This window comes from Cyanobium sp. ATX 6A2 (genome assembly GCF_024346355.1).
Taxonomy (GTDB): Bacteria; Cyanobacteriota; Cyanobacteriia; order PCC-6307; family Cyanobiaceae; genus NIES-981.
This window is the reverse complement of record NZ_JAGQCU010000019.1, coordinates 22,438-38,388: the sequence shown is the minus strand read 5'-3', so window position 1 is coordinate 38,388 and position 15,951 is coordinate 22,438. Positions and strand designations below refer to the sequence as shown.

General features: G+C 67.2%; 18 protein-coding genes. 9 read left to right on the top strand and 9 right to left on the bottom strand.

Annotated features, from left to right (window positions below; genetic code table 11):
- The first annotated feature begins 82 nt into the window (after positions 1 to 82).
- Genes ndhI through KBY96_RS13875 form a run of 6 tightly spaced genes read left to right on the top strand, consistent with a single transcriptional unit; the run spans position 83 to position 3,502 of the window.
- On the top strand, positions 83 to 715 hold the full coding sequence (ndhI, locus tag KBY96_RS13900) for an NAD(P)H-quinone oxidoreductase subunit I (RefSeq protein ID WP_254980083.1): 633 nt from the start codon (positions 83 to 85) through the stop codon (positions 713 to 715).
- Positions 715 to 1,314 (top strand): NADH-quinone oxidoreductase subunit J, encoded by a 600-nt coding sequence (locus KBY96_RS13895; RefSeq protein WP_254980082.1) that lies wholly within the window; start codon positions 715 to 717, stop codon positions 1,312 to 1,314. Before ndhI ends, KBY96_RS13895 begins: the two co-directional genes overlap by 1 nt.
- Positions 1,315 to 1,365: 51 nt before the next feature.
- Positions 1,366 to 1,695, top strand: coding sequence for an NADH-quinone oxidoreductase subunit NuoK (nuoK, locus tag KBY96_RS13890; protein ID WP_254980119.1), 330 nt, complete (start codon positions 1,366 to 1,368; stop codon positions 1,693 to 1,695).
- Between the two features lie 7 nt (positions 1,696 to 1,702).
- Complete coding sequence (locus KBY96_RS13885) at positions 1,703 to 2,689, top strand: NAD(+)/NADH kinase (protein WP_254980081.1); 987 nt, start codon at positions 1,703 to 1,705, stop codon at positions 2,687 to 2,689.
- Between the two features lie 42 nt (positions 2,690 to 2,731).
- Entirely contained in the window at positions 2,732 to 3,301 is a 570-nt protein-coding gene (locus KBY96_RS13880; RefSeq protein ID WP_254980080.1) for a CYTH domain-containing protein, read from the top strand.
- Between the two features lie 21 nt (positions 3,302 to 3,322).
- The gene (locus KBY96_RS13875; RefSeq protein WP_254980079.1) at positions 3,323 to 3,502 is read left to right on the top strand and encodes a hypothetical protein; all 180 of its coding nucleotides are present in this window, start codon (positions 3,323 to 3,325) and stop codon (positions 3,500 to 3,502) included.
- 10 nt (positions 3,503 to 3,512) lie between these two features.
- Here the strand turns inward: KBY96_RS13875 and KBY96_RS13870 are convergent, their stop codons facing one another.
- The gene (locus KBY96_RS13870) at positions 3,513 to 3,836 is read right to left on the bottom strand and encodes a LuxR C-terminal-related transcriptional regulator (RefSeq protein WP_254980078.1); all 324 of its coding nucleotides are present in this window, start codon (positions 3,834 to 3,836) and stop codon (positions 3,513 to 3,515) included.
- Between the two features lie 77 nt (positions 3,837 to 3,913).
- On the opposite strand from KBY96_RS13870, the gene KBY96_RS13865 reads away from it, so the two are divergent.
- Entirely contained in the window at positions 3,914 to 4,831 is a 918-nt protein-coding gene (locus KBY96_RS13865) for a methylenetetrahydrofolate reductase (protein WP_254980077.1), read from the top strand.
- On the opposite strand, the gene KBY96_RS13860 is transcribed toward KBY96_RS13865, so the two are convergent.
- The 6 genes from KBY96_RS13860 to KBY96_RS13835 form a co-directional block, all read right to left on the bottom strand.
- Positions 4,815 to 5,996, bottom strand: coding sequence for an NDP-sugar synthase (locus KBY96_RS13860; protein ID WP_254980076.1), 1,182 nt, complete (start codon positions 5,994 to 5,996; stop codon positions 4,815 to 4,817). The two genes, KBY96_RS13865 and KBY96_RS13860, sit on opposite strands and share 17 nt — an antisense overlap.
- Positions 5,997 to 6,041: 45 nt before the next feature.
- Positions 6,042 to 6,923, bottom strand: coding sequence for a segregation/condensation protein A (locus KBY96_RS13855; RefSeq protein ID WP_254980075.1), 882 nt, complete (start codon positions 6,921 to 6,923; stop codon positions 6,042 to 6,044).
- Positions 6,924 to 7,070: 147 nt separating this feature from the next.
- A complete protein-coding gene (locus KBY96_RS13850; RefSeq protein WP_254980073.1) occupies positions 7,071 to 7,454 on the bottom strand; it encodes a lipopolysaccharide assembly protein LapA domain-containing protein in 384 nt (127 codons plus the stop codon).
- Between the two features lie 39 nt (positions 7,455 to 7,493).
- Complete coding sequence (locus KBY96_RS13845) at positions 7,494 to 9,071, bottom strand: NAD(P)H-quinone oxidoreductase subunit 4 (protein ID WP_254980071.1); 1,578 nt, start codon at positions 9,069 to 9,071, stop codon at positions 7,494 to 7,496.
- Between the two features lie 295 nt (positions 9,072 to 9,366).
- Entirely contained in the window at positions 9,367 to 11,382 is a 2,016-nt protein-coding gene (locus KBY96_RS13840) for an NAD(P)H-quinone oxidoreductase subunit 5 (RefSeq protein WP_254980070.1), read from the bottom strand.
- Between the two features lie 56 nt (positions 11,383 to 11,438).
- Positions 11,439 to 12,140, bottom strand: a complete 702-nt coding sequence (locus KBY96_RS13835; RefSeq protein WP_254980118.1) for an NnrU family protein — start codon at positions 12,138 to 12,140, stop codon at positions 11,439 to 11,441.
- Positions 12,141 to 12,293: 153 nt separating this feature from the next.
- Between KBY96_RS13835 and KBY96_RS13830 the strand changes: the two genes are divergently transcribed.
- A complete protein-coding gene (locus KBY96_RS13830) occupies positions 12,294 to 13,304 on the top strand; it encodes a LysR family transcriptional regulator (RefSeq protein ID WP_254980069.1) in 1,011 nt (336 codons plus the stop codon).
- A 37-nt stretch (positions 13,305 to 13,341) separates the two neighbouring features.
- Here KBY96_RS13830 and KBY96_RS13825 read toward each other — a convergent pair whose 3' ends face one another.
- Both KBY96_RS13825 and KBY96_RS13820 read right to left on the bottom strand, forming a co-directional pair.
- Positions 13,342 to 14,004 carry a DUF3172 domain-containing protein gene (locus KBY96_RS13825; RefSeq protein WP_254980068.1) on the bottom strand — a complete coding sequence of 221 codons (663 nt, stop codon included), beginning with the start codon at positions 14,002 to 14,004 and terminating at the stop codon, positions 13,342 to 13,344.
- Complete coding sequence (locus KBY96_RS13820; protein ID WP_254980067.1) at positions 14,001 to 14,396, bottom strand: NAD(P)H-quinone oxidoreductase subunit M; 396 nt, start codon at positions 14,394 to 14,396, stop codon at positions 14,001 to 14,003. The genes KBY96_RS13825 and KBY96_RS13820 overlap by 4 nt, the downstream gene beginning before the upstream one ends.
- Before the next feature lie 121 nt (positions 14,397 to 14,517).
- On the opposite strand from KBY96_RS13820, the gene pds reads away from it, so the two are divergent.
- On the top strand, positions 14,518 to 15,951 hold the full coding sequence (gene pds, locus KBY96_RS13815; protein ID WP_254980066.1) for a 15-cis-phytoene desaturase: 1,434 nt from the start codon (positions 14,518 to 14,520) through the stop codon (positions 15,949 to 15,951).

Here is a 15,951-nt window from a genome sequence, read left to right as displayed (position 1 = left end):
CATGCGGGCAGCCCCCTGGCCCCACCTCCCGGTCAGCTTGCCGCCGGGGGCGCCATCATGACCCCATCACCGCCTGAGTTCCATGTTCGGATTCCTCAAGAAAGTCGGCGACTACACCCGTGATGCGGCGGGTGCGGCCCAGTACATGACCCAGGGTCTGGCGGTGACCTTCGATCACCTGCGCCGCCGCCCGGTCACGGTGCAGTATCCCTACGAGAAGCTGATTCCGTCGGAGCGCTATCGCGGCCGCATTCACTACGAGCTCGACAAGTGCATCTCCTGTGAGGTGTGCGTGCGGGTTTGCCCGATCAACCTGCCGGTGGTGGACTGGGTGATGAACAAGGCCACCAAGAAAAAGGAACTGCGCAACTATTCGATCGACTTCGGGGTGTGTATCTTCTGCGGCAATTGCGTGGAATACTGCCCTACAAACTGTCTGTCGATGACTGAGGAGTACGAGCTGGCCGCCTTCGACCGCCACAGCCTCAACTACGACAACGTGGCCCTCGGCCGGCTGCCCACCAGCGTCACCAGCGATCCGGCGGTCCAGCCCCTGCGGGAGCTGGTGTATCTGCCGAAGGGGGCCGTGGATCCCCACGGTGTGCCCGACAGCGAGCCGCGGGCGGGCAGACTGCCCGAGCAGGTGCTTGAGACCCTGCCCAAGATCGACCCCCCCGCAGCCACACCCGCACCCACACCCGAGGAGAAGGGCTGATGACCATTGCGTCCACCACCCAGCTGATCTGCTTCGCCGTCCTGGCCACCACTGTGGTGGCGGGGGCTCTGGGGGTGGTGCTGCTGCCCAATGTGGTCTACGCCGCCTTCCTGCTGGCCGGCGTGTTTCTCTCGGTGGCCGGCCTCTACCTGATGCTCAACGCCAGCTTCGTGGCCGCCGCCCAGGTGCTGGTCTACGTGGGAGCTGTGAACGTGTTGATCCTGTTCGCGATCATGCTCGTGAACAAGCGCGAGGACCTGGCGGCGATCCCCGGCCTGGCTTTGCGTCGCCTGGTCTCCGGCCTGGTCTGCGGCGGCCTGTTCGTGCTGCTGATCCGGGTGGCCTTCACCACCCCCTGGGGCAGCGGCCCCGAGCCCGTGGGTGAGGAGGCCACCATCCGCATCGGGGAGCACCTGTTCTCCGACTACCTGCTGCCCTTCGAGCTGGCCTCGGTGCTGCTGCTGATGGCCATGATCGGCGCCATCGTGCTGGCCCGCCGCGATGTCTTCAGCCAGGACATCGCCACCGGTGAGGGTGTCGATCAGGGCCTGATCGAGAAGGCCCGCACCCCCCTGCTGCTCGACCGCAGCCCCCGCTGATCTCCTGCCTTGCCCCCTGCCTGCGGCCCGCTCTCCCGCCTCTCGCCTTCAATGGACCTCTCGCTCTACTCCGGCATTCCCCTGCAGGCCTTCCTGGTGGTGGCGGCGGTGCTGTTCTGCACCGGGGTGTGGGGACTGATCAACAGCCGTAACGCGGTGCGGGTGCTGATGAGCATCGAGCTGATGCTCAATGCCGTGAACATCAACCTGATGGCTTTCTCCAGCTATCTCGACGGCCAGCTGATCCGCGGCCAGGTGTTCGCCATCTTCGTGATCACCGTGGCCGCAGCGGAGGCTGCCGTGGGCCTGGCGATCCTGCTCTCCCTCTACCGCAACCGCGACACGGTGGACATGGAGCGCTTCAACCTGCTGCGCTGGTAGCCCGTCCATGCGCCTGGAGCGGGTCTGGCTGATCGCGCGCTCCGGCAGCCAGGCTGCCCAGCGCCAGAGCCGCCGCTGCGCCGACGATCTGCGCAGCCAGGGAGTGGTTGTGGTGAGTGCCAACTCCGGCGCCGCAGTCGATCCCTTCCCGGGGCTGCTGGCCACTGAAGACACCCTGCCCGATCTGGCCGTGGTGCTGGGAGGCGACGGCACCGTGCTCGGCGCCGCCCGCCATCTGGCTCCACTGGCGGTGCCGATCCTCTGCTTCAACGTGGGCGGCAACCTGGGCTTCCTCACCCACGATCGCGCCCTGCTGCGGCTGGAGAACGGGCCCACCCGGCGGGCCAATGGCCGCCCGGGCGCCAACCCCGCCGCCATTCCCCCCGGCGATGCCGGGGTGAGCCTGTGGCAGCGCCTGCGCCACGATCGCTTTGCCCTCGAGAGCCGCATGATGCTGCAGGCCCGCATCCACCGCGGCGATGGGGTGGAGGCCGAGCTGCACGACCATCACGTGGCCCTCAACGATTTCTACGTGCGGCCAGGAGCCGATGAGCTGCCGCCCACCTGCGTGCTGGAGCTTGAGATCGACGGCGAGGTGGTGGACCAGTACCGCGGCGACGGGCTGATCATTGCCACCCCCACCGGCTCCACCGGCTATGCCATGGCGGCGGGGGGGCCGATCCTGCACCCCGGGATCGAGGCCATCGTGGTCAATCCGATCTGTCCGATCAGCCTCTCCAGCCGTGCCCTGGTGGTGCCGCCGCGCGCCGAGCTCAGCCTCTGGCCCCTCGGGGAGAGCAGCCGGCGGGTGCGGCTGTGGAAGGACGGCGCCCATGCCGCCACGCTCGAACCGGGCGATCGGGCCGAGGTGCGCCGTGCCGACCACCCGGCGCTGATGGTGCAGCTGGAGCAGAGTCCCTCCTACTACCGCACCCTCACCCACAAGCTGCACTGGGCCGGCAGCCTGGTTGCCGCTGTGCCCTCGCACAATTAGGCCGCAGTGCCGTCGCACAATGGGGCAGACGCTGCGCCGGCCGTGGGTGTGGAGATCGAACGCCGCTTCCTGGTGATCGGCGATGGCTGGCGGCCCCATGTGCGCTGGCAGCACGAGCTGCAGCAGGGCTACCTCACCAGCTCGCCGGGCAGCATCACCCTGCGGGTGCGTCTCAGCCACGAGGCCGGCGCCTCTGGGGCAACGCCAGTGGAGGGAGAACGGGCCTGGCTCACCCTCAAGGCCCCGGCGCCGGCGGGTGAGCCCCAGTCCGCCGAGGGGCTGGTGCGGCAGGAGTTCGAATACCCCATTCCCCCCGCCGATGCCGGGTCGCTGCTCGCGCTCACGGAGCGGCAGCTGCGCAAGCGCCGTCATGGCCTGGATCTGGCCGGTGGCGACTGGGTGGTGGACGTGTTCGAGGGGGCCAATGCGCCGCTGGTGGTGGCGGAGGTGGAACTGGAGAGGCCGGATCAGCCGGTGGCGGTGCCGCCCTGGTGCGGCCTTGAGCTCACCGGCCGCCATGAGCTCAGCAATGCTGCCCTGGCCCACGAACCCTTTGCCAGCTGGCCGGCGCAGCGGCGTGAGGGGCTGCTGCTGGCCCTAGGATCGCGCTAAAGATTTCCTGAAGGTTTCGCCTTGCTGGGTCTCTACGACAGCCATGGGGTCCTGCGTTACGCCGGGCGCGACCGCGACGACTGCCTCGCCTATGCCGAGCTGTTTGACCTTGAGGACGCCGCCTTCACCCTCGAACCGCTGGCGGTGCGGGTGACGGATCCGGCCGCCTCGGCCGGCGCCGATGCCCTTCAGCCGCTCTGAGGCTCGGCCCTCAGCGCAGCCGGGTTGCGATGTCCGTTTCGCCGGTCTCCAGGGCGCAGCAGTTCACGCCGTCACGGCAGATCTTGCCGTGGTCCATGGCCCAGTTCAGCAGCGCCACGCGGTTCTTGGAGCCGGTCTTGGTGAAGATGTTGCTCACGTGGTTGTCCACCGTGCGCTTGCTGATCGTGAGCTGGCCGGCGATCTCCTGATTGGTTAAACCCTCTGCCACCAGGGCGATGATCTCCAGCTCCCGCTCCGAGAGGTGGCCAGCCCGGGCGGGGAGACCCTTCTCTGGGCCATCCTGCCTTTGGCCATGGAGAGGATCTCGACCCATGCCGCCACTGCCCTTTGATGTCACTCTAGGCAGCGAACGGACCGTTGCATGATGGTCTCTGCGACCTGAGGCCCGGCTTGCTGCTCCAACAGGCTCTGGCCAGTGGCCGCACGGCGATCACCGCAGAAGTCACACCGCCGCGGGGAGGCGATCCCTCCCGCACCCTCGCTGCAGCCCGCCAGTTGCGCGGCTGGGTGCATGCCATCAACGTCACCGACGGCAGCCGTGCCGTGATGCGCATGAGCAGCCTGGCGGTGTGTCGGTTGCTGCAGGAGGAGGGGCTCGAGTCGGTGCTGCAGATGGCCTGCCGCGATCGCAATCGCATCGCTCTCCAGGCCGACCTGCTCGGCGCCCACGCCCTCGGCCTGCGCAACCTGCTCTGCCTCACCGGCGATCCGGTGCGGGCCGGCGATCAACCCACGGCCCGGGCGGTGAATGAGCTGGAGTCGGTGCGGCTGCTGCGCCTGGTGGATCAGCTCAACCAGGGAGCGGATCCGGTGAGTGGCAGCCTGCCCGATGGCGGCACCGCCTTCTTCGCCGGCGCCGCCGCCGACCCCCAGTGCCCCAGCTGGAGCGGCCTGCGGGCCCGGGTGCGGCGCAAACGGGACGCGGGGGCCCGCTTTCTGCAGACCCAGATGGTGACCGATGCGGATGCGCTGCGGCGCTTTGTGGAGGAGATCGCCGCCCCCCTGGGTCTGCCCGTGCTGGCCGGGGTGTTCCTGCTCAAATCCGCTCGCAACGCGGCCTTCATCAACCGCGTGGTGCCGGGCGCCAACATCCCCCAGGCGCTGATCGACCGGCTGGCGGAGGCCCGCGATCCGGCTGCGGAGGGGATCCGCATCGCCGCCGAGCAGGTGGCCAGCTGTGTGGCCATCGCCCAGGGGGTGCATCTGATGGCGATCAAGGCCGAGGAGCGCATCCCCCTGATTCTTGAGCAGGCCGGGCTGCGGGCGGAAGCGACGCAGCCTGAGCCGATGCTCAGCTCGCCTTGCTGAGGCTGAGGTCGCTCCCGAGCAGATCAGCCAGGGCCTTCTGGTGGGGTGAGGGCTCCAGCACGTCCTGCCGCCGGGCATCGGTGATCAGCCAGTCAAGGGCGGCATCCTGCAGGTCGAAGTGGTCGCCGTTGCGGTCCACGCAGTAGCGGCCGAACACCAGTTTCTCAGCCAGGCGCACACCGGCGCCGATGCGCGAGTAGTCAAAGATGATTGAGTTGTCGATCGTGGCGCCCTCGCAGATCTGGCAGCTGGGGCCGATCATCGCCGGGCCGATGATGGTAACGCCATCTTCGATTCGGGTCATCCCGCCCACATACACCGGCCCCTGAACGTTGATCTTCTCCCAGTTGGCAGCAACGTTCAAACCGGTGAACACGCCGGGTATCACCTCCTTGCCAGGGATCTGCACCTGGCGAACCTCCCCCATCAGCACACTGCGGATAGCCTGCCAATAGTCGGGCACCCGGCCGATGTCCACCCATTCAAATTCCATCGGCAGGGCAAAAAAGGGTGCCCCACTCTTCACCAGCAGGGGGAAGAGGTCTGAACCGATGTCGAAGGGCACCCCGCTGGGGATGAAGTCGATCACTTCGGGCTCGAAGATGTAGATGCCCGTGTTGATCATGTCGCTGGCGGCCTCGCCCACGGCGGGTTTCTCCTGGAAGGAGAGCACCTGGCCGTTGTCGTCGGTCACGACGACGCCATAACTGCTCACCTGATCGCGGGGCACCCGCTTGGTGACCAGGCTGGCCAACGCTCCCTTCTCCCGGTGGCGGCGCACGGCCTCGCTGAGGTCGAGATCGATCAGGGCATCCCCGCAGAGCACCACGAAGGTGTCATCGAAGAAACGCTGGAAGTTCTGGATCTTCTTCAGCCCACCGGCCGAGCCCAGAGCGTCACCGATCAGCTCGCCATCCTCGATGCGGCCCTCGAAGCTGTAGGCGATCTCCACCCCGAAGCGCTGGCCGTCGCGGAAATAGTTTTCGATCTCCTCAGCCAGGTGCGATACGTTCACCATCACCTCGGTGAAGCCGTGCTGCCGCAGCAATTCCAGCAGGAACTCCATCACGGGTTTCTGCAGGATGGGGATCATCGGCTTGGGAATGGTGTGCGTGATGGGTTGCACCCGGGTTCCCTTGCCAGCCGCCAGGATCATCGCCTTCATCGGCGGGCACTCACTTCTGTCAGACGATCAAGCCTAAGTGGTGTTCTAGGCGGCGAGCCGTTGTGTGATTGCCAGCTGATCCGGCTGCACCGGCGCCGCCAGGGCCGCCGGCTGCTGCTGCTCTGTCAGCGCGCTCGGGGTGAGCCGCCTCAGCGCCAGGGGACCGAACAGGCCATCGCGCTGGTGGAGCTCCAGGCAGCCCTGGTGACAGAGGAACAGCAGCGCCCAGAACACCCCCACCCGGTCGCAGTCCAGTTCCGTCTCCCCAGGCCCGCTCACCACGGCCTCGCTCCAGGCGCTGACCAGGCAGTCGAAGCCCACCCAGGCCTGGGCCGGACTCCAGTGCTGCAGGAAGCGGCTGAGGGCGGCGGTGGTTTCCGGCAGTTTTTCCCGGTGGGCCAGGGTGGCCACCTGCTCGATCGCCTCTCGATCGCTGAAGCGCCGCCGCCGCCGGGGCGTCCTCCCCTGGCCCTCGTTCTGTTCGAGTTGCGCGGCGATGTCCTCCAGCTGGCGGATCAGCTCCCCGAGGGTCACCGGCCGCTGCAGCGGTGGCGGCGCCACGGGCCGCCGCCAGAGGTGGCGCTCCGGCCGCCGCGGCAGGGCCAGAGCGGCATCAGCGTCCCCACAGAACTCAGCGTCCGCGGCCCAGTCGTCCACGGGCAGCGGCTCGGGTGGCAGGGTGCTGGCCTCGAGCAGCTGGGCCTTGAGGCTCACCAGCACCGAAGCGGCCAGAAAGGCTTCGCTGCTGTCCGCCAGATCCTGCTCGTAGCTTCCCCCCTGGCCGGGGCGGGCCGCCGTCACCAGCCGGGGCGCCGCGATGCGCTGTCGCAGCTGATCGAGGAAGCCATCCACCACGGCGATCACATCCACATCCCAGGGGTCGATCTCCCCCCGTTCGGCCGCGTCCTGGAGGAGTCGGATGGCCATCCTGGCGCCTGCTTGCGTCACTCCTCACCCCTCGCGCTGGTGGCTGCACTCCACCGGGGTGGTCGCTGCCGAAATTGTGCTCACGGTACCGATCACGGGCGGCTCCCACCACCACCCCACACAGCGCTCGCCAAGGTGTTGCCGGCCTCAGCCGTCATCGCCCTCAGCGCTGCTCAGCGCTTCGGCCCGGGCGGAACTCTGGCCGGCGGCCGGCAGCAGGCCGAGCTGGGCATCCACGGTGGCCCGGTAACGCTGCAGATCGTGCTCCAGTTCCTCGATGCGCACCTGCTGGGCCTCGAACTCCCCCTGGCGCTGCAGGGTTTCCACCCGGCGCGTCACCCCGCTCCACACTGCGAACACCCAGGCGGCCGCGGCGCCGAAGCCACCAACCACCAGCAGCAGGGCCGCCAGCGGCAGGGTGGTTTTCATGCCAGGCAGGAAATGGACTGTGGTCGGGGCCGTGTTCTCGAGGGTGAACATCACCATTGCCAGACCGAAGCTGAAGATCAGCAGAAAGTTCAGCTGTTTCATGGCGCCATTGCTCCAGCCCTGGAGCGTAGGTCCAGCGGATCATCCCGTCAGCGAGGGGGCCTGCACGCTGGCCTGGCGGATCAGACCGCTGGCGGGGGTGGGAATCACCAGGGCCATCGCCGAGGTTTCCCGCCGCACCAGCGCTTCGATCGAGGCCCGGTAGCTGTCGGTCATGATCCGGGGGTAGAGACCGATGCCGATGATCGGCACCAGCAGGCAGCTGATCACGTAGATCTCCCGGGGCTCGGCATCCACCAGGTTGCTGTGGGAGGCCAGCTCGGCGTTCTCCTTGCCGAAGAAGATCTCCCGCAGCATCGACAGCAGGTAGATGGGCGTGAGGATCACGCCCACCGCCGCCAGAACCGCCATCACCACCCGGAAACTGAGCGTGTAGACCTCACTGGTGACGAAGCCCACGAACACCATCAGCTCGCTCACGAAGCCGCTCATCCCAGGCAGGGCCAGGGAGGCCAGGGAACACACCGTCCAGAGCGCGAACATCTTGCGCATCTTCTGGCCCACGCCGCCCATCTCATCGAGCTGCAGGGTGTGGGTGCGGTCGTAGGTGGCGCCCACCAGGAAGAAGAGGCTGGCACCGATCAGGCCGTGACTGATCATCTGCAGCATGGCGCCGCTGGTGCCCAGGGCGCTGAAGCTGCCGATGCCGATCAGCACGAAGCCCATGTGGCTGATGGAGCTGTAGGCGATCTTGCGCTTGAGGTTGCGCTGGGCGAAGGAAGTGAGCGCCGCGTAGATGATGTTCACCACCCCCAGCACCACCAGCAGGGGCGCAAACTGGGCATGGGCTGCCGGCAGCAGTTGCACGTTGAAGCGCAGCAGGGCGTAGCCGCCCATCTTCAGCAGGATGCCGGCCAGCAGCATGTGCACCGGGGCCGTGGCTTCCCCGTGGGCGTCCGGCAGCCAGGTGTGCAGCGGCACGATCGGCAGCTTCACCCCGAAGGCGATCAGCAGGCCGGCGTAGCAGAGCAGCTGGAACTGGGCCGAGAAGTCCTTGGCCATCAGGGCCGTGTACTCAAAGCTGATGCTGTCGCCGTAGAAGGCCATCGCCAGGCCGGCGAGCAGGATGAACAGCGAGCTGCCGGCGGTATAAAGGATGAACTTGGTGGCGGCGTACTGCCTCTTCTTGCCCCCCCAGATGGCCAGCAGCAGGTACACCGGGATCAGTTCCAGCTCCCAGGCCAGGAAGAACAGCAGCATGTCCTGCACGGCGAACACCGCGATCTGGCCACCATCCATGGCCAGCAGCAGGAAATAGAACAGCTTCGGCTTGAAGCTCACCGGCCAGGCCGCCAGGGCCGCCAGGGCCGTGATGAAGCTGGTGAGCAGGATCAGCGGCATCGACAGGCCGTCGGCCCCCACAGACCAGGCCAGACCGAGCTGGGGCAGCCAGTCGATGTGCTGGGCCAGCTGCAGGCCCTCCACAGAGGGGTCATAGCCGTTGAGGTAGCCCCCCACGGTGATCAGAAAGGTGACCAGGGCCACCCCCAGGGCGAACCAGCGCACCTGTTTGCCGTCGCCCTTGTCGGGAACGAAGGGAATCAGCAGGGCCGACCCGATCGGGAACAGGATCGAGGCGCTCAGCCAGGGGAAGGGCACGAAAGCGGGCAGTCTGTTGGCTGGAGTGTAGAAATACCTGCCGCGTTGCCCCTGCGCCGGTGGGGGGAGTCACACAGTCCGTAGTGGCTGCTGGGCTGACTGCCGCGGCAGTCAGCCCAGGTCGGGCGACGGTGCAGACGCTTGTGCAGGGGCCGGGCTGGGACTGGGTGCCGGTGCTCGCAGGGCAACCGCGCGGCCAAGCTCGCCTCCCCAGCCCCACACCCGCGGCGTGAGGCTCGCTGGACTGAGGCGCTGAGGCCGTGTTGCGCGCAACGCGCGCGCACGGCCGAAGCCCTCAGCCCAGCGAGCCGAACAGCACCACCAGGGCGATCACCCCCCCGAACACGATCAGGGCATAGAACTGCGCCCGGCCGGTCTCGAAATACTTGAGGCCCTCACCGCTGCCCAGGGTCATCAGCCCGGTGAGGTTCACCACCCCGTCCACCACCTTGGAGTCCACCTCGAGCACGGAACGGGCCAGCTTGCGGCTGCCCTGCACGAACAGCTTGTCGTTGAGGTCGTCGAGATACCACTTGTTGGCCAGGAAGGCATTGACGGCCGGGAAACGGGCCGCCACGGCGCGGCCCAGATCCACGCGCTTCAGGGCGTAGGCGGCCACCGCCAAGGCGATGCCGGCCGAGGAGATCGCCACGGACGCTCCGGCCAGGGGCAGGAACTCGCCCCAGCTGAAGTGCTCGGCCATCTCGGCGGCCTCATGGGGATCGAGCAGGCCGGCGAAACGGCTGTTCCAGGGGGTGCCGAGCAGGCCGATCAGCACCGAAGGCACGGCCAGCACCGCCAGCGGTGCAGCCATCTGCCAGCCCGACTCATGGGGGTGATCGGCATGGTGGCCGTGGCCCGCCTCCTCGTCGTGGTCACCCGCTCCTTTGCCGGCGGCGGCCAGCAGCTGGGCCGCCATCGCCTGGTCGTTGCCCCTGAACTCACCCTCGAAGGTGAGGAAGTAGAGCCGGAACATGTAGAAGGCGGTCATGCCGGCCGTGACGAAACCCATCACCCAGAGCAGCGGATAGGTGTTGAAGGCCTGGCCGAGGATTTCATCCTTGCTCCAGAAGCCCGCCAGGGGTGGGATGCCGGCGATCGCCACACAGCCCACCAGAAAGGTGGCCGAAGTGATCGGCATGTGTTTGCGCAGGCCGCCCATCAGACGCATGTCCTGGGCCAGCACCGGCTCATGGCCCACCACCTCCTCCATGGCGTGGATCACCGAGCCCGACCCCAGGAACAGCATGGCCTTGAAGAAGGCATGGGTCACCAGATGGAACATGCCGGCCACCGGGGCGCCGCAGCCCATGGCCAACATCATGTAGCCAAGCTGGCTCACGGTGCTGTAGGCCAGACCCTTCTTGAGATCCATCTGGGTGAGGGCGATCGAGGCCCCCAGAAAGAGGGTGATCGTGCCCACCACGGCAATCGTCAGCTGCACCGCCGCGAAGGGTTCGTAAACCGGTTGCAGCCGGGCCACCAGGAAAACCCCGGCGGCCACCATCGTGGCGGCGTGGATCAGGGCCGAAATCGGGGTGGGACCCTCCATGGCATCGGGCAGCCACACGTGCAGGGGGAACTGGGCCGACTTGGCCATCGGCCCCATGAACACCAGCAGGCACAGGAGCACGGCCACGCCGCTGCTCAGGCTCCCTCCGGCCACCGCCTCCTGCAGGCGCGCCCCGATCTCCTCGAAGCCGAAGCTGCCGGTGGCCCAGAACAGGCCGAGGATCCCGAGCAGCAGGCCGAAGTCGCCCACCCGGTTCACCACGAAGGCCTTCTGGGCGGCGTTGGCGGCACCGTCGCGGTCGTACCAGAAGCCCACCAGCAGGTAGGAGCACATGCCCACCAGCTCCCAGAACACGTAGATCTCGAGCAGGTTGGGACTGATCACCAGCCCAAGCATCGAGCTGCTGAACAGGGCCAGATAGGTGAAGAAACGCACATAGCCCTTGTCGTGGGCCATGTAGCCGTCGGAATACACCATCACCAGCAGGGCGATGGTGGTGACCAGGGCCAGCATCACCGCCGCCAGGGCATCCACCCGGAAACCCATCTGCAGGTTGAAGCTGCCGGCGCTGGCCCAGTTGAACAGCACCTCGGTGGTCCCAGCTCCGGCGAGCTGCTGGGCCAGCACGGCGTAGCTGAGCACCGCGGCGGCGCCCACGCTGCTGATCAGCAGCACGGCCACCGGTTTGCGCAGCCGGTTGACGGTGCGGTTGAAGCTGATCAGCCCCAGCCCCACCAGGCAGGCACCAGCCAGCGGTAGCACCGGAATCAACCAGGCGAGTTCAGCGGCTGAGGGCATTCCGGCGCGGGCTCCGAGCGGGCGGACTCGCTGGAGTGTAGGCAGGGCGGCTGGGCTCAGCTGAGCCAATGGGCCAGGCCGGTGCGCGCGAAGGCGGTGGCTCCCACGCCGATGAAGCGGTGAGCCCACCAGAACAGGGCGATGGTGATGGCGATCCCCAGCTGGGAAGGGCGCAGGAATTCGCTCGCCACCAGCTGCTGGCGGCCGTCGAGCACCGCCCGGAAGGGCACCACCGAGGTGCTGGCGCGCAGCTCCTCGAAGGCCTCACCAAAGCGGTTGCGCAGCCGCCGGTCGCCGTTCCAGACGGCGAACAGGTGGTGGGCGATCAGGCCGGCGCAGGTGGCCACCATGAAGCTGCTGCCGATCCAGAGCAGGTGTGTGGCGCACCAGAGGATCTGGCCCACCGCCTGGGGGTGGCGGCTGATGCGGATGATCCCGGTGGCGTAGAGCCGCACCCGGGGCTTGAGCACGGCCGGGATCTCCAGCAGGTTGTAGGTGGCCGGGTAGAGGAAGAGGAAGCTGATGGCCGTGCCGGTCCACACCAGGGGCACCACCCAGGGCTGGTCCTGGAGGTTCCAGAGGCGGATGCCGTCGTAGCGGTGGGCCAGGAAGTAGCCCACCACCACCACCGCCGAGGGGATGCTCAGCCCGGCGAAGATCAGCCGCCAGGCCCGCTCGCCGATGCGTTGCACCGCCAGCTGGCGCAGCGAGGCACCACCGCTGTGGATCACGGCGAAGGCCAGCAGCAGGGCCAGCATCACCCAGCTGCTGTGGTGGCTGCCGCCCGATGGGCTGAAGCTGGCGATCACGGGCTGGATGGGGAGTTGTGAAGGCCGCGATTCTGGCCGCCGGGAGCCCCCCCTAGAGTTTGAACCCCTTGCCGGCGCGGGCCTGCGGGCCCAGGCCGAACCATGGCCGATCTGCCGTTCACCCTCGACCAGCTGCGCATCCTGCGGGCGATCGCCAGCGAAGGCAGCTTCAAGAAGGCCGCCGACAGCCTCTACGTGACCCAACCGGCGGTGAGTCTGCAGATCCAGAACCTGGAGAAGCAGCTGAGTGTGTCGCTGTTTGACCGTGGTGGCCGCAAGGCCCAGCTCACCGAGGCTGGCCACCTGCTGCTGAGCTACTGCGATCGCATTCTCAGCCAGTGCCAGGAGGCCTGCCGGGCCCTGGAAGACCTGCACAACCTGCGCGGCGGCTCCCTGATCGTGGGTGCCAGCCAGACCACGGGCACCTACCTGATGCCCCGCATGATCGGCCTGTTCCGCCAGAAGTATCCCGATGTGGCGGTGCAGCTGCAGGTGCACAGCACCCGCCGCACCGGCTGGAGCGTGGCCAACGGCCAGATCGACCTGGCGATCATTGGCGGTGAGCTGCCCAGCGAGCTCAATGAGCTGCTGCAGGTGGTGCCCTACGGCGTGGATGAACTGGCCCTGGTGCTGCCCACCAAGCACCCCCTGGCGCGGCTGCAGGAGCTCACCAAGGAGGATCTCTACCGGCTCGGCTTCGTGTGCCTCGATGCCCAGTCCACCACCCGCAAGATGGTGGACCAGCTGCTGGCCCGCTCCGGGCTTGAGCTGTCGCGGCTGAAGATCGAGATGGAGCTCAACTCCTTCGAGGCGATCAAGAACGCCGTGCAGTCGGGCCTGGGGGCGGCCTTCCTGCCGCTGGTGTCGATCGAGCGTGAACTGGCGTCCGGCTCGGTGCACCGGCCCCAGGTGTCAGATCTGATGGTGCGCCGGCAGCTCAAGTTGATCACCCACCCGGCGCGCTACTGCTCCCGGGCCGCCGAGGCCTTCCGCCGGGAGGTGCTGCCCGTGTTCGCCAGCGCCGACAGCCCCTTGAGGCGTTCACAGCCGGCGACGCCGCAACCGGCGGCACCGAAGACGACGGCTCCGGAGACCGCTGCCGCCGGAACCTGATCAATAAGCGCCAGTTGATCAGCACGGGGCCAGCTGATCAGAACTGGCTTGCCTCCGGTGACACCCCGGCGGCGTCATCAGCCACGCCACGGGTGACGAACTGGTTTTCACGGGCGTCGGTCTGGTAGACACAGCGCACCACGGGCTGGTCTTTGACCGAACCCACGTAGGCAAAGGTGTTCATGCGCTGCTTGCACTGGCGCATCTGCTCGGCCGTCACGGCGCCCTGCTTCTCGAGCACGCTCCAGTTCTCCCGCCGGATCACGCAGCCGGGCCGCAGGGCCGGCTGCGTGACGAAGCTGCTGCTGGGGTTCATGGTGGTGTAGATCTCCACATCCATCACGAAGGCGCTGGCCCCCCACTGGCGGCAGAATTCCGGGTCCGGCACCGCCATGTCGAGCTGCTGGGAGCTGGCGATGTTGCCCTGGCTGCCTTGCGTGGTGCTGGACAGGGCGGTGCCGATGCCGATCCCCAGCACCAGCACGCCGGCCAGCACCGCCATGGTGGCAACGTTGAACAGGGGACCTCCGCCGTCGGGTCCGCTGCCGCCACCTGCCGCCCCGGCAGCGGGCCGACGGGGCGGCTGTTCGCCCCGGCCCGGACGCTCGGCGGTGCCGTAGCGCCCGGACCCATAGCGCCCGGAGCCGGAACGCTCTGCGCTCGTTCTGTCGTCGTCGTAGCGGTTGCGGTAGCGGGTCACAGGGTTTCTGGCGTGCGGGGCAGGCCCATGGAGTAGTTCAGCACCCGGCAATCGGGGTTGTAACGCAGCTCTCCGGCCTGGAGCAGCTGGCGGATCAATCCCTCCAGCTCCGATCCGATCCTGCGCAGGGTGTACTCGTTGAGCGGTTCGCCGGCCCGGGCCTCCACCAGTTCGCTGAAGCGCTGCTGCACCTTGACGAGCACCGGCTGCTCCCAGAGGAATTCGTTGTCCGGGTCCACATCCAGCGTCAGCTGGCTCGGATCAGGCACCAGGTCACCGTTCTCCACCCGGGCCGTGAACAGGCGCACATGCCGGGTGGTGGACTTCAGCAGGGTGGACTCTTCGCTGCTGGCTGCGGCAGAGCTGGTTGTGGCGGTGCTGGCGTCGACCATCGGTGATCGGGTGGCGGACGGTCCGGGCTGGCGTCCTGACCACACACCTTAGGAACCCTGCCAAGCCAGGGCGCATGGCCGTTGGGCGCCCCCTAGGGTTTCCTCTGATTTCACCTCTGTTATGCGCGTCGCCATCGCCGGGGCCGGCCTGGCCGGACTCGCCTGCGCCAAATACCTCTGCGACGCCGGCCATACCCCGGTGGTTCTCGAAGCCCGCGACGTGCTGGGCGGCAAGGTGGCGGCCTGGCAGGACGAGGACGGTGACTGGTACGAGACCGGGCTGCACATCTTTTTTGGCGCCTACCGCAACATGCGTCAGCTGTTCAAGGAACTCGACATCGAAGACCGGCTGCAGTGGAAGAGCCATTCGATGATCTTCAACCAAAAGGAGACACCCGGCACCTACAGCCGCTTCGAGTTCCCCGACATCCCGGCCCCCTTCAACGGGGTGGCGGCGATTCTGGGCAACAACGACATGCTCACCTGGGGAGAGAAGATTTCCTTTGGCCTGGGGTTGGTGCCGGCGATGCTGCGCGGTCAGCAATACGTGGAGGAGTGTGACAAATATTCTTGGACTGAGTGGTTGCGCCTGCACAATATCCCCGAGCGTGTGAACGATGAGGTTTTCATCGCCATGGCCAAGGCGTTGAACTTTATTGATCCTGAAGAGATTTCCAGCACGGTGGTGCTGACAGCGCTGAACCGTTTCCTGCAGGAAAGCGACGGCTCCAAGATGGCCTTCCTCGATGGCAATCCGCCTGAGCGCCTCTGTCAGCCGATTGTTGATTACGTCACCGCCCGCGGTGGTGAGGTCCACCTCGAAGCGCCCCTGCGAGAGATCGAGCTCAACCCCGACGGCAGCGTCAGCGCCTTTCGGATCGGCGGTGTCAAGGGCAAGCCCGGCACCACCATCACTGCCGATGCCTACGTCAGCGCCATGCCCGTGGACCCCCTCAAGCTGCTGCTGCCCGAGCCCTGGAAGCAGCTGCCTTACTTCCGCAAGCTCGAGGGCCTCAACGGTGTGCCCGTGATCAATATTCATCTCTGGTTCGACCGCAAGCTCACCGACATCGACCACTTGCTGTTCAGCCGCAGCAACCTGCTCAGCGTCTACGCCGACATGAGCAACACCTGCAGGGAATACGCCGATCCGGAGCGCTCGATGCTGGAGCTGGTGTTCGCCCCGGCCAAAGACTGGATCGGCCGTTCTGACGACGAGATCGTGGCCGCGACCATGGAGGAGCTGAAGCGGCTGTTCCCCATGCACTTCACGGGCGATGATCAGGCGCAACTGCGCAAGGCGATCGTGGTCAAGACCCCCCGCTCGGTCTACAAGACCGTGCCCGGCTGCCAGCAGCTCCGGCCTGATCAGACCTCCCCGATCGCCAACTTCTTCCTGGCGGGCTGCTTCACCATGCAGCGCTACCTGGCCTCGATGGAGGGTGCGGTGCTGAGCGGCAAACAGTGCGCCCAGGCCATCGACGCCGCCCTCGGCGAGGGCCGGCTCACCCCTGCCGATGCGGGTGAGGCTGCTGCACCCCTGGCGTCGGTTTGA